This is a genomic window from Nocardia sp. NPDC004068 (genome assembly GCF_042874315.1).
In the GTDB taxonomy this organism is placed as follows: domain Bacteria; phylum Actinomycetota; class Actinomycetes; order Mycobacteriales; family Mycobacteriaceae; genus Nocardia.
Window position 1 is genome coordinate 493700 of sequence record NZ_JBIAMW010000006.1, and the last position, 12070, is coordinate 505769.

General features: G+C 64.5%; 15 protein-coding genes. 4 read left to right on the forward strand and 11 right to left on the reverse strand.

All coding sequences use genetic code 11. The features are described from left to right. Positions 1–1410 carry a GntP family permease gene (locus ACFYTQ_RS18490; RefSeq protein ID WP_387362167.1) on the forward strand — a complete coding sequence of 470 codons (1410 nt, stop codon included), beginning with the start codon at positions 1–3 and terminating at the stop codon, positions 1408–1410. Here the strand turns inward: ACFYTQ_RS18490 and ACFYTQ_RS18495 are convergent. From ACFYTQ_RS18495 to ACFYTQ_RS18505, 3 genes are read right to left on the reverse strand one after another with little or no spacing between them, the layout of a single operon-like run. Then, positions 1403–2161 carry an isocitrate lyase/phosphoenolpyruvate mutase family protein gene (locus tag ACFYTQ_RS18495; RefSeq protein WP_387362169.1) on the reverse strand — a complete coding sequence of 253 codons (759 nt, stop codon included), beginning with the start codon at positions 2159–2161 and terminating at the stop codon, positions 1403–1405. The genes ACFYTQ_RS18490 and ACFYTQ_RS18495 overlap by 8 nt on opposite strands. Before the next feature lie 17 nt (positions 2162–2178). After that, a complete protein-coding gene (locus tag ACFYTQ_RS18500; RefSeq protein WP_387362171.1) occupies positions 2179–2388 on the reverse strand; it encodes a 4-oxalocrotonate tautomerase family protein in 210 nt (69 codons plus the stop codon). A 29-nt stretch (positions 2389–2417) separates the two neighbouring features. Next, positions 2418–3149, reverse strand: a complete 732-nt coding sequence (locus ACFYTQ_RS18505) for an SDR family oxidoreductase (protein ID WP_387362173.1) — start codon at positions 3147–3149, stop codon at positions 2418–2420. Positions 3150–3793: 644 nt separating this feature from the next. Here ACFYTQ_RS18505 and ACFYTQ_RS18510 point away from each other — a divergent pair. After that, a complete protein-coding gene (locus ACFYTQ_RS18510) occupies positions 3794–4288 on the forward strand; it encodes a hypothetical protein (protein WP_387362175.1) in 495 nt (164 codons plus the stop codon). A 490-nt stretch (positions 4289–4778) separates the two neighbouring features. On the opposite strand, the gene ACFYTQ_RS18515 is transcribed toward ACFYTQ_RS18510, so the two are convergent. The 8 genes from ACFYTQ_RS18515 to ACFYTQ_RS18550 form a co-directional block, all read right to left on the reverse strand. Further along, entirely contained in the window at positions 4779–5936 is a 1158-nt protein-coding gene (locus ACFYTQ_RS18515) for a hypothetical protein (protein ID WP_387362177.1), read from the reverse strand. Between the two features lie 24 nt (positions 5937–5960). Continuing rightward, the gene (locus ACFYTQ_RS18520) at positions 5961–6506 is read right to left on the reverse strand and encodes a hypothetical protein (protein ID WP_387362179.1); all 546 of its coding nucleotides are present in this window, start codon (positions 6504–6506) and stop codon (positions 5961–5963) included. Between the two features lie 63 nt (positions 6507–6569). Next, complete coding sequence (locus ACFYTQ_RS18525; protein WP_387362181.1) at positions 6570–6983, reverse strand: WhiB family transcriptional regulator; 414 nt, start codon at positions 6981–6983, stop codon at positions 6570–6572. Next, entirely contained in the window at positions 6984–7301 is a 318-nt protein-coding gene (locus tag ACFYTQ_RS18530) for a hypothetical protein (RefSeq protein ID WP_387362183.1), read from the reverse strand. A 169-nt stretch (positions 7302–7470) separates the two neighbouring features. Further along, entirely contained in the window at positions 7471–8241 is a 771-nt protein-coding gene (locus ACFYTQ_RS18535; protein ID WP_387362185.1) for a hypothetical protein, read from the reverse strand. Positions 8242–8289: 48 nt separating this feature from the next. Continuing rightward, entirely contained in the window at positions 8290–8541 is a 252-nt protein-coding gene (locus tag ACFYTQ_RS18540) for a hypothetical protein (protein WP_387362187.1), read from the reverse strand. After that, positions 8538–8846, reverse strand: a complete 309-nt coding sequence (locus ACFYTQ_RS18545) for a hypothetical protein (protein WP_387362189.1) — start codon at positions 8844–8846, stop codon at positions 8538–8540. The genes ACFYTQ_RS18540 and ACFYTQ_RS18545 overlap by 4 nt, the downstream gene beginning before the upstream one ends. A gap of 82 nt (positions 8847–8928) precedes the next feature. Continuing rightward, a complete protein-coding gene (locus tag ACFYTQ_RS18550) occupies positions 8929–9249 on the reverse strand; it encodes a MarR family transcriptional regulator (RefSeq protein ID WP_387362191.1) in 321 nt (106 codons plus the stop codon). A gap of 539 nt (positions 9250–9788) precedes the next feature. Between ACFYTQ_RS18550 and ACFYTQ_RS18555 the strand changes: the two genes are divergently transcribed. Both ACFYTQ_RS18555 and ACFYTQ_RS18560 read left to right on the forward strand, forming a co-directional pair. Further along, on the forward strand, positions 9789–10994 hold the full coding sequence (locus ACFYTQ_RS18555; protein WP_387362193.1) for a multiprotein-bridging factor 1 family protein: 1206 nt from the start codon (positions 9789–9791) through the stop codon (positions 10992–10994). A gap of 176 nt (positions 10995–11170) precedes the next feature. After that, entirely contained in the window at positions 11171–12022 is an 852-nt protein-coding gene (locus ACFYTQ_RS18560; protein WP_387362195.1) for a helix-turn-helix transcriptional regulator, read from the forward strand. Positions 12023–12070: the final 48 nt, after the last annotated feature.

The following is a 12070-nucleotide window of genomic DNA, read 5'->3' on the forward strand; positions in this document are numbered from 1 at the left end:
ATGGGGTCCGCCGTCGACTGGCTGCGCACCACCACACCGGGACTGCTGGTGCTGTGCGGCCTGGCCATCGCCGTCCTGCTCGTGGCCATCATCCGCGTCAAGCTGGAACCGTTCATCGCGCTGCTGCTCACCGGGCTCGCGCTGGCGCTGGCGGCCGGGCTGCCGGTCGAGAAGATCGTGGGCACCGCGCTCAAATCCGGTGACTCCCTGCTGGAAACGGGATTCGGGTCGATCCTCGGGCATATCGCGGTGATCATCGGACTGGGGACCGTGCTCGGCGCGATCCTCGAACGATCCGGCGGCGCGGACGTGCTCACCGAACGGCTGCTGACGCTGTTCGGGCCCAAGGGCGCTCCGGTCGCCATGGGGCTGGTCGGGTTGATCTTCGGTATCCCGGTGTTCTTCGATATCGGCATCTTCGTGCTGGCGCCGCTGATCTACGTGGCGGCCAAGCGCGGTGGACGGTCGCTGGTGCTGTACGCCCTGCCGATGGTGGCCGGGTTGTCCATGACGCACGCGTTCCTGCCGCCGCATCCGGGGCCGGTGGCGTTGGGCGGGCTGCTCGGGGTGAGTCTGGGGTGGCTGATCCTGATGGGGTTGGTGTGCGGGCTGCCGGGGTTCGTGGCGGCGGGCATCGTGTGGGGGTCGTTCATCGGCAAGCGCGTGCAGGTGGAGGTGCCGGAGGAGTTCCTGGTGCGGCCCGAACCCGTGGAAGACGTTGCGGCGGAGCGGAAACCGCCGTCGGCGGCGTTGATCGGGGTGATCATCGCGATCCCGCTGGTGCTGATTCTCGGCGCGACGTTCGGAACACAGTTGCTGCACAAGGGATCTCGGCCGTTGCAGGTGCTGACGTTCCTGGGGACGCCCGCGGTGGCGTTGCTGATCGCGGTGCTGGTGGCGTTCTATGTGCTCGGGGTGCGGCGCGGGTCGTCGGTGGCGGAGTTGAACGCGCTCACCGCGGATTCGCTGCGGCCGGTGGGGATGTTGTTGCTGGTGGTCGGGGCGGGGGCGTTCTTCGGGAAGGTGATCTCGGCGACCGGGATCGGGGACGCGTTGGCGCACACCATGTCCGAGGCCGGGCTGCCGGTGATCGTGCTGGCGTATCTGATCAGTTGCGGATTGCGGATCGCGCAGGGGTCGGCGACGGTCGCGATCGTCACCACGGGTGGGATCGTCGCGCCGCTGCTGCCGGGGCACGACTATTCGCAGGTGTCGCTGGCGTTGATCGCCATGGCCATCGCGGCGGGGTCGATCATTTTGAGTCACGTCAATGACGGTGGGTTCTGGATCATTTCGAAGTTCTTCAATATGACGGTGAAGCAGACGTTGATGACGTGGTCGGTGTTGGAGACGATTCTGTCGGTGGTGAGTTTCGCGGTGGCGGCGGTGTTGTTCGCTGTGGTCAGTTGACGAGGTTTTGGATGCGGGCGTAGGTGGGGATGTTCGGTGGGGTGGGCAGGTTGTCGCGGATGGCTCGGGCCGTGTCGACCGTGGCGGCGACGGCGGCGCGGAACAGCAAGCCGCCGGTGCTGATTCGGGCTACGCCTTGCGCGGCCAGTTCGCGGACCGAGGGGCCGCCGGGGAGGTAGAGGACGTTGAGGGGCAGGGCGGTGGTTTTCACGAGGCGCGCGATCTCGGCGGGGTCGCGGACGCCGGGGACGAAAAGGCCGTCCGCTCCGGCCTTTTCGTAGCGGCGCATTCGATCGATGGTGGAATCGTGGTGGAGGCCGAGCCAGTGGGTGTCGACGCGGGCGTTGACGAACAGGGGCGGGGTGCGTGACTTGATCGCGGCGATGAGTTCGGCCTGGGTGTTCGGATCGGCGAGTTCCGATCCTCGGCCGTCCTCGACGTTCACGCCCGCGATACCGGCCTCGGCCAGCTCGTGGGCCACCTCGGGGGCGTCGCCGAAGCCCGCTTCGATGTCGACGGTGATCGGGACCGGGAGGCGGGCCAGTTTGCGGGCCAGGTCGATGGTCTCCGCGCGGGTGGCTCCGGCCGCGTCGGGCACTCCCGCCGCCGCCGAGACGCCGAGGCTGGTGGTGCCGATGGCGGGGAAGCCTTCGGCGACAAGGGCGGCGGCGGAGCAGTAGTCCCAGGCGTTGGGGAGGATCAGGGGGCGGCCGGGCTGATGGAGTTCGCGGAACCGCTCGGAGATGCTCATGGGGTGACGGTACGCCGTTACTGGTGGCCCTCCAGCATGGCTTTGGTGAGGACCATGTCGCCGATGCCCCAGCCGCCGTCGGCGACCTCCTCGACGAGGACCATGGTGTTGGGGCGGGCTCGGTCGCCGTAGATCTCGGCGTAGAGGGCGGTGGTGCGGTGGACGATGAGTTCCTTCTGTTCGGGGGTGAGGGTTCCGGCGGGGACCTTGAAGTTGGCGAACGGCATGGGGTTTCTCCTTCGAATTGTGGTGGGGGTCAGATGATTCCGCCGTTGGCGCGGAGTATTTGGCCGTCGACCCAGTGGCCTTCGGGGGAGGCGAGGAAGGCGGCGACGTGGGCGATGTCCTCGGGGGTGCCGAGGCGTTGGAGTGGGGGTTGGGCGGCGAGGCGGGCGATGGTCTGCTCGTCCTTGCCGTCGAGGAACAGGTCGGTGGCGGTGGGGCCGGGGGCGATGGTGTTGACCGTGACGTCGTGGCCGCGGAGTTCGCGGGCCAGGATGAGGGTGAGTGCCTCGACCGCGCCCTTGGTGGCGGTGTAGGCGCCGTACTCGGGGAAGGCCAGGCCGACGACCGAGGTGGAGAACATGATGAGGGAGCCGCCGGGGCGCAGGCGGCGGGCGGCTTGTTGGGCTACGGCGAAGGTGCCGCGAATGTTGGTGTGGTACAGGGTGTCCAGGTCTGTGAGGGCGAGGTCGGCCACGGGGGTGAGGATCATCTTTCCGGCCGCGTGGGCGACTACGTCGATGCCGCCGAAGGTTGTTTCGGCCGCGTCGAACAAGGCCGAGACGGCGTGTTCGTCGCCGACGTCGGCCTGGACGGCCACGGCTTGCCCGCCTTCGGCTTCGACGGCGGCGACCGCCTCGTCGGCGCGATCCTTACGCCCGGCGTAGCCGACGACGACGGCGAAACCGTCGGCGGCCAGGCGGGTGACGATCGCGCGGCCTATGCCTCGGGAGCCGCCGGTGACTATGGCGACTTTGGGGGTCATGAGGTGCTCCCTTCCGATCGGTGACTGTGTCTACTCTGCGGGTAGGGGCGTGGGTGGACCAGTGGTTGTGTACCCGGGGGTTGGTAGCCCCTGGCTCGTTCTGTTCGTGGGGGCGGAGACTGGTTGTGGGTGAACCTGGCCGAACTCGGGGTGTTTTTGAAGTCGCGGCGGGACCGGATTCGGCCCCGCTGATGTGGGGTTGCCCAGTGGGCCGAGGCGGCGGGTGCTGGGGTTGCGGCGGGATGAGGTGGCTCAGCTGGCGGGGGTCACATGTCGGTAACGCACTCCTCAACGGCCACAGACACACCTTTGAACTAGCAAACAGCGCGACACGCCACATGTAGTGGTCCTCAGATTTGCTGGCACAAGGTGTAGTATCCCTCACCGAGAGGGGCGCACATATGTTCGACTCTGGTCCTACTGTGGGCTACCTCGCCGCGACCGCGCCAAAACTGGTGCCAAGTTCAGGAAGTGAGGTTGGTTAGATGACGAACGACCCCAGCTCCGCCGAACGGAACATACATGGTCGAGATCTCTCGCAATCGAGTCGAGGGACTCTCATCGTACGGTCTAAGAATGGATATCAACAACCCGGCCGCATTTTGGATATTATTCCTATAGTCACCGACCCCCAGGGGGTCTGGTTGACCAAGATCGAATGGGCGGAAACGCCAGCGACTGATGCATATGTCGAGAATGTCAAAATTACATTTGACGCAGAACTTACGATCACTGAAGATGCCACAACGAAAGCAGCACCGGATACTGCTGCTGCTGAACTTATCGCCGATCCGAGCAAGTATGCATCGCTTCCGGAAGGAAGGCGGACGGAGACATTTGAAATCGACCTGACCCAGAGCGGCCCTTACACTCGGGGAAAGGTTGAACTGACACCTGTTCGGGCAGATGAACTCAGCCCAGCGGATATTGGCCGCTATTTCCAGAATGGTGATGAAGCTACCGGTGCGAACTATCAGGTTAAGTTGTTGAACTATCGAGTAGTCCGAGAGGGAAAGGCACCTGGAGTCACCCTATGGCTCCGTCATGGAGAAGTTGATGGACGACCTGCGTATGAGAATCATTGGCACGTGCCCATGGATCGCGTGTTCAATTTCGTGGTGTTGACACCTCTGAGCTAGTGTCTGACGACCGCGGACGGACAAACGGCCTCCGGCCGAACGTCCGCGAGGGTTTCGGTGGCAAGCCCCGGAGGGGCGCGGCAGTACCCCCGCATCTCTTCACGGGCATGTAAGTGCCGTCGCAGCGGTTCAGGTACTTACTCTGGGTTTGCGCCAGGGCGCCCGCCCGGGAGCGGAGCGGTAGGGCGGACGCCCCGGGCGGCGCGCTTGCGCGCCGCTCTTGATTCTGTAGAGGGGAAATTCGGCAAATTCTTTCGTTGGGCTTTCCCGCTTCTTTTTTCTTTCTTCTGCCGGGGGTCTCTCACTTCTTCGCATCTCTACACAGGAACCAACAAGACTGCGGCACAACGGATTTCGCGGGATGGATCGGTTCTCCCGCCTGATCAGCGACGCGAGCGGGCGGCATCCCCGGGTGCAGGGACCCGGGTATGGAGGCCGCCGAATCCGGCACCGGTGGTCGTCGCGGCGGCTGGGACTGTTCGAGCGGGGGCTAGCGCAGTCCGCGGGGGTCCAAGCCTTGTTGCTTGGCCAGTTCGAGGGCGTGTTGTTTGGCTCGGCCGTCGCGGGTGACCTCGGGGGCCTCGGCTGGTGCGCCGGGCAGGGCGACGCCGGGGGCGGGTCGGCCTTGGTTCATCAATTCCATGATGGCTTGCAGTTCGGGGGCGTAGCCGCGTTGTTTCGCCAGCTCCATTTGTTGGCGCTGCCAGGCGAGGGCGGCTTCGCGGGCGGCTTGGGCCTGCGCCTCCCGGGCGGCGGCGTGGCCAATGGCCTCGATACCTTGGACGATCTCCTGGCGCTGGTTCTCCCGGCCCTGGGCAAGGATCTGTTCCATAGCGCGGGCGTGTTCGCCCTGAACGCCGATCTCTCGCAGCATGTCTTTGGTTTGGCCGCGCTCGGCCTTGCGGACCGACCGAAGCTGATCCTTCGCCGACTGGTGCGCTTCGGCGACGGTCGCGGCATCGACGGACAAACTTTGCTCCTGAGCAACGGCGAGCTGCTGTGTTGTTTGCTGGACAGTGCGGGTGAGAGCTTCTTTCTGCTTGGCAAGCTCTTTTGCCTTCTCGGCCTGCCTGCGGCGGTTCTCCTGCGCCTTCTCGAGTTGTCGCGCTTCCTTCTCTTTCGCCTTCTGCTTCTTTTCCAGATTCTTGGCAACAGTGAGCGCTATGCGGAGTTGTTCGCGTGTTACTTCCCGGACGACGAATTGTCCGGGGTATCGGGTTTGAAGTTCCCTAATGCGTTCCTGGACTTCTTTGTCGATTCGCGCGCCTTCAACTATTGTCCAAGTTGAACTCCAGCCGAACTGGATAAGTTCTTCATCTTTGGCTAATTGCGCCAAGGCTGTCGATTTCTCCATTCCCCCGGATTTGTACTCGATGGTTCTCGCACTGTCCGGGTTGGCGATATCAGCGACCCTGACGCCGAGCGACGTCTGGAGGCGAACCTCTTTCTTGTAGCCGTTTTGGGGCGTTTGCCCATTCAGGGCGGCCATGCCGTCACGGAAGCGATTGCCCACCTCACGCGCCCTGATCCATTGACTTCTCGCTTTGAGCCAGTTCTCACGGCTCCGGGCGGGCAATCCTTGCATCCACTTGTTCCCGCCGTAGCGGCGGTATTGCTGTTCCAGATTGTCGTTCCATTCGGGCATCATTTCCCCGAAACGTCGGGCGCGGCGCTACCGTGCCTGTTTGAGCGCTTGCCATTCCGAAAGGGGAAGACGTCCGCTGTTCTTCCAGTCGTCATAGTTCTTCTGCTGCTGCGCATAAATCCACGCCCATTGTTTTCCGGTGTGTCTGTCGATGACAGTTGTCAGCTGCTGTATTACCGTGAAGTAGAATTCCGCGAACGGAAGTTTGATGACAGGACCGAAGCCGTGGGTACCTTGGCTGTCATCGAATGAAGGGACGTTGTACCAACTTCCTTCGAAATTTCGACGGAATACCTCACCGATGAATCTGTGGAATTGATCGGCAACGTCGCGGTTTTCGGGCGATCTGGTCGCTTGCATCGTCGGGAACAGTTCCAAAGCGACGCATTCGGCCTGTGCCAGTCCTTCGGCGGTCCAAGGATCGTCGGGCATGTCGGGCACGGTGTCGGTGAGGAACTTGCGGAGCTGGGTTTCCATCAGTTCGGGTGCGACCCATGCGAGCCATTTCGGGTCGTGTTGGTCCTGCTCCATGCGCGCAAGTTCAGCTGCGGTGTGGGGACGGTATTCGCCCATAGTCCTGCCTCTCGTGCGATGCGGTCGATCTCTTCCGGGGTCCATTCTCGGGTACTGGGGCCGTCACGGTCGGTCGGGGACGGGGGCCGTGGTTGGGGTGTCCAGTCGTGCAGGGCTGCGGCGAGGCGGCGGCAGAGGTCTTCTGGTGGTGGCGGTAGCGGCGCGGTGAGGTCGGGGAAGTCTCGGCGGGGTTGGCGTCGCGGGAGGTTCATAGGGTCCGTCCTGCGGTTTGGCGAGTGCTTTGCGTTTTCTGTCGCTGAGGGGTTGGCCGGGGTTGCCGAGGTCGTGTCCGCCCCAGATTCCGGCCCGCATTTCGTGGACCAAGGCGAAATCGGCGCACTGTCGCAGCACGGGGCAGGTCCGGCAGATGGCGATGGCTCGGGCGGCGTCGGCGTTGCGCTGGGCTCCGGTCGAGTTGGGAAACCACGGGTCCGGCGGGTGGGTGTGACAGATGGCGTCGGCCTCCCAGGCTTGCATTCAGCTCGTCCGTTCGTCGCGGCTGGTGTCGGTGGCGCGGTGTTCGGCCCGGACGGCTTCCCACAGCGTCGCCTCGTACTCGGGGAGAAGCGCGATGGCGGTCGCGAGGGTGGGGTAGGTGTCGGGGCCGAACGAGATGTGCCCGCTGGGGTATCCGCGCAGGGGGGTGCCCGGCCAGCGGTAGGCGGGGCGGCCGGTGGTGTGGTCGTGGAGGAACAGAATCCGCGGTACGCCGCTGCCATCGACTTCCCACACGGCGATCTTGTCTCCGAGGTCGGTTCTGTGGGTGGCGTGGCCCATGGTTTCGTACAAGAGCATCGGAGGTTCTCCGCTCGCTCGGATAAGGGTGTTGTCGTCGGGGTCGGGTGAAATCTGTTGCGAGACAGCAGCGTTCGTGTCGGTTGTGTGAAGGGCTGCACAAGGAATGTGGTGGCCCGGCACGAACGCCGCTGGAATGTGCCTGTCCCGTAGTACAGGTCTGCGGCGGCTACTTGCCGCTGGTCGATTCGGCTATACCTCCACCTCCTTCCGGTCGTTTCGGGTAAGGCTGGGTGGTGGTCAGTCGTTTTTCGCCGCGTCGGATGTCGTCGACGGCGCGGTTGAGGAATTCGGTTTGGTCGGTGATCATGGTCTGGATTTTGTCGAGGGTTTCGCCGCTTTTCTCGGTCAAGGCCAGCAGCACGACGAGCCGGGTGAGGTCGGAAATCTCGTCGCCGTAGCGGATTCCGGATGTGGGGGCGTCGGGTTCGGGTGTGGGGCCGTCCGCGAGCACGGCGCGGACTTCGGCGGCGAGGTAATCGCTGAACAACCGCACTTGCCGCAACTGGGCCGGGTCCCACACGCCGGTTCGGGTGTAGGCGTCGATGGTGAGCGTCCAGTGCTCGCGCATCGCGACGGCCAGAGCGAATATCGGCGTGTCGGGCTGCCGGTGCCCGTTCAACACGGCAAGGAAGTCGCTGGCGTTCGGGAGCGGTCCGGGCTGGGACTGCGTTACCGGGGTCATGTGGACGATCTGGGTGCCGATCCATTGGCACGGACCGAACACGACCTGGAATTCGGCGCTGTTGCCATGGTGGTTGCCGATCCGGTTGCCGACGACCGGGGCCGTGCCTTGACAGTTCCATGCCGGACACACCACCTGCAGCAACACTTTGGTCTCGGCGTCGGCGATGGCGAACTGACACAGGTCGCTGGTTATCCACGGCTCGCTGGTGTCGATGATCTTCGGAAGGTCCGAAATCGTTGCGGCAGTGTGCAAAACAGTGTCCTTCTCGTGAGATACGGGCTTCTGCGGTGGTGGTTGGTGTCAGGTGTCCAGCCACGCCTCGACGTGCGCGAGCACGCAGGCCGAAAGCACGTGTGCCCCGGTCGATTTCGTCCGCAACAGCCACCAATGCGGGGCGCGGCGGTCGCGGGTGAGCCGATATCCGGCGGCGCGGGCGCGGGCGGCGAGCGCTTTCACCTCGCCGCCGGTCGGGTCGCTGGCAACAACCGCCAGGGTCTCGGCGTCGACGAGAGCGGGACCGGTAACGGGTGCGGGGGCACGCGCGGGGCTCACGCTCGTTTCCTGCTGTTTCCGCGTTGCCGCCGCTCGACGATGCGGTCGAACAGGACGCGCCCGTCGTTGGTCAGTACCCATTCGGTGACGGGTGCGGTGCTGTCGGGATGCGGTTGGACAAAGCCGTGGGTGACCAACCAATTCACCGTCTTGCGGACTCCGCGCGGCTGCCGGTTCCCGGCCAGCTGCTTCAGCGTGAGCGGACCCCCGGCGTCCCCCAACGCCGCGATCACGGTCATCTGCGGTCGGGAATAGTCCCCCATCCTCGCCTCACCGGTGACGATGCCCGGGTACGAAACATTCACTGTCACAGGTCCTTTCGCTCGGTTGTGGTTACCGGCACCGATCGAATCCGAAGCAAGGGCAACGAACCCTGATGCCGGGTTTTCATCGCTGATGGCCTCGCCTGCGGGCGGCCTGAGCGGGCAGATACGCGCCGAGGGTGCGGAACAGGCTGTGCCCGGAGGCGGTGAGCATCCATCGTTCGGGGTCGGTCCCCACCCCCGGCCCCGAACGAAACCACCGCTCCACCAACCCGCGCGCCACCAACCAATTGACCGTGCTCCGCACCGCGTGCGTGCGCTGGTTGCCCACCTTGGCCAACTGCTCGATCGTCTGAGGCTTGCCCGCCCGACCCAACGCAACCACCGCGTTCACCTGCGACGGCGTGAAATCGCGCGGGTCGTATTCGCGAAGTGAATTACCCACTGCTACAACATCTTTCGCATAGACAGGGCTATAGGTTCGGCGGCCTACCCCCGCAGCGGAGGAACGGCCGAGAACGTATGTCGGTGGACGAAATCCGCGGCGTCGCGATCGCCTTGGGCGGCCCGGTGGCGGTAGTAAGCCAGTGCACCGAAAAGGCCGTCTCGAGGTTCGGCGGGCGGTGGCCCGGCTGTCCGCAATTTGGCGGCCCGCTGATGATCACCCCGCCGTTCGGAGCACTGCAACGCCGCGAAGTAGCGGTGTTGGGGTGTCAACGCCTCGGGAACGGTGTCCAAAACGGACGGCGGCGTGGTTGCCGCATTGGCGTTGGTCGTTCGATCCATCGTTGGCCCCTGTCTGAATCCCCTGCGAAGTGGTGGCACCCGACGCCGCGTAGGGCGTCACATGGCGTCGGGGCCATGTTCAGAGCATCACGCCCAACACCTGCTCGGAAGCACTACGCTGTTTCCATATCGGCCATATGTGGACTGAAAACACGGGGGCGTGAACCGGTGGTCTCAGCAAAGGCAGCATTGCCAGGGATGGACGCGAAACGCACTGGGAAGATGCTTCGGCAACTACGTGAAGCGCGCGGCCTGAGCCTGCGGGAGCTGGCCGCTGTTCTCTTCGCGGACTACTCGTGGTTGTGCAACATCGAAGCGGGACGTCGTTGGCCGAAGGATCGGGGTTGGGTCGAGCAGGCGGACCTCCATCTAGGCGGCGGCGGTGCTCTGGTAGCTGCGTGGGATGCTGACCAGCGAGAGCGAGCCCGCGCGGCCGACACGGTGCGCATGTTGGAACAGGCACGCCGCGACTCCGAATCGCTCTTGGTCGCGCCTGACGGTGTGGATCTGGACGAACTCCAAGACGGCCTTATCGATGTCGCGAGGAATGCCCGGTTCGAGCCCTACGACCAAACGCTTTCTCGAGCGCAGCTACTTCGTTCGGAACTGATGCGGCGGATACGGGACGGTGCCCATCGTCCCGAGGAGATTCGCGAGTTGTACGTTGCTCTTGGTCGAGTGTGCGGCGTGCTGGCGTACCTGACGTTGGATCTCGGCCAAGCCGACACGGCTCGAGTACACGCGCAAGCTGCCTTTCAGCTCGGCGATCGGGCGAATCATGATCAGTTGCGCGCATGGTCGCGGGGGACACAGGCCCTGGCGTTCCGGTTCACCAAGGACTTCGAGAGAGCCCGGGACGCTGCGATCGACGGTCTGAATTACGTCACTGGTTCGACCGGCACGGCGGAGCCGCGATTGCTGTGCGGTCTTGCTGCGTCGGTGGCGAACCTGGGGGATTCGCAAGGCGCGCTCGAGCTGCTGGAGCAAGCCGACCGTGCGCGGGACGGAGCCGGTAAGGATGAGATTCCGGGGCTGTTCAGCTTCAGTCCGGCGAAACAGATCTACTACCACGGCTTCTCTCTGATGTGGGCAGAGGACAAGCGCATCCTCAGGAAGTCGGTCAAGGCATCCAACGACGCTATCGCTGCGTGGCAAGTCCAGCGCTCGCCTGGGGATGAGATGCTGAGCCAGATCTACCTGGCGTCGGCGTACGCGCGTCTGAGCAATCTGGACGGCAGCCTCGAGGCTGTTCAACCGGTACTGGCTCAGCCGCTGTCGGCCCATTTCTCCTGGGTGCGGAAACGTCTCAACCAGCTGGACGGGCTTCTCGAGAAACACTTTCCGGGATCGGGACGAGCAAATGATATGCGTGAGACGCTTCAGGCATATGTGCATGCCGCCTGAATGGTCGCTGGTGCGGAGTTCTAATGGAAATCAATGCGCCACAATCTTTATATGTGAACTCGCCAGGATCTTGACGGTCTCTACTCTCAGAGCGCGGGCGCGGTGGACCGGTGGTTGTGTACCCGGGGGTTGGTAGCCCCTGGCTCGTTCTGTTCGTGGGGGCGCAGACTGATCAGGTGAACCTGGCCGAACTCGGGGCGTTTCTGAAGTCGCGGCGGGACCGGATTCGGCCCGCTGATGTGGGGTTGCCGGGTGGGCCGCGGCGGCGGGTGCCGGGGTTGCGGCGGGATGAGGTGGCTCAGTTGGCGGGGGCCTCGGTGGACTATTACATCGAGCTCGAACGTGGGAGTGGGGCGCAGCCTTCCGAGCAGATGGTGGCCGCGCTGGCTCGGGCGCTGCGGTTGACGCGGGATGAACGGGATCACCTCTATCACCTCGCGGGGCGTCCGGTGCCGCCCGCGGGCAGTGCCGCGGCGCATGTGCATCCGGGGATGCTCGATCTGCTGGATCGGCTGACGACGACGCCGGCGCAGGTGATCACGGATCTGCATGTGACGCTCGTGCAGAATCGGCTGGCCGTCGCGCTGCTTGGTCCCGCACCGGTCGCGAGTGGGTTCCGGGCGAGTTTCGTCTACCGCTGGTTCACCGATCCGGCGGCTCGGGGGCTCTATCCGGAGGCCGATCACTCGTATCATTCGCGCTCGTTCGTGGCCGATCTGACGGCGGCGGTCGCTCGGCGGGGCGGGGCGGATGGGGAGGCCGAGGGGATGGTCGCGGAATTGCGTTCGCGCAGTGGCGAATTCGCCGAGTTGTGGGAGCGGCGGGAGGTCGCGGTTCGGCGGAACGATCGCAAGCGCATCGTGCATCCCGTGCTCGGGGTGCTCGAGGTCAACTGTCTCAATCTGTTCAGTGAGGACGGGCGTCAGCGGCTGTTGTGGTTCACCCAGGCGGTGGGGACGGACTCGGTGGAACAGCTCGAGTTGCTCGGTGTGCTCGGGACGCAGGATCTCGCGCCCGGGAGCCGGTGACCCCGACCCGCCTATGCATGAGCTTGCACACTCGTGCATAATCATCAC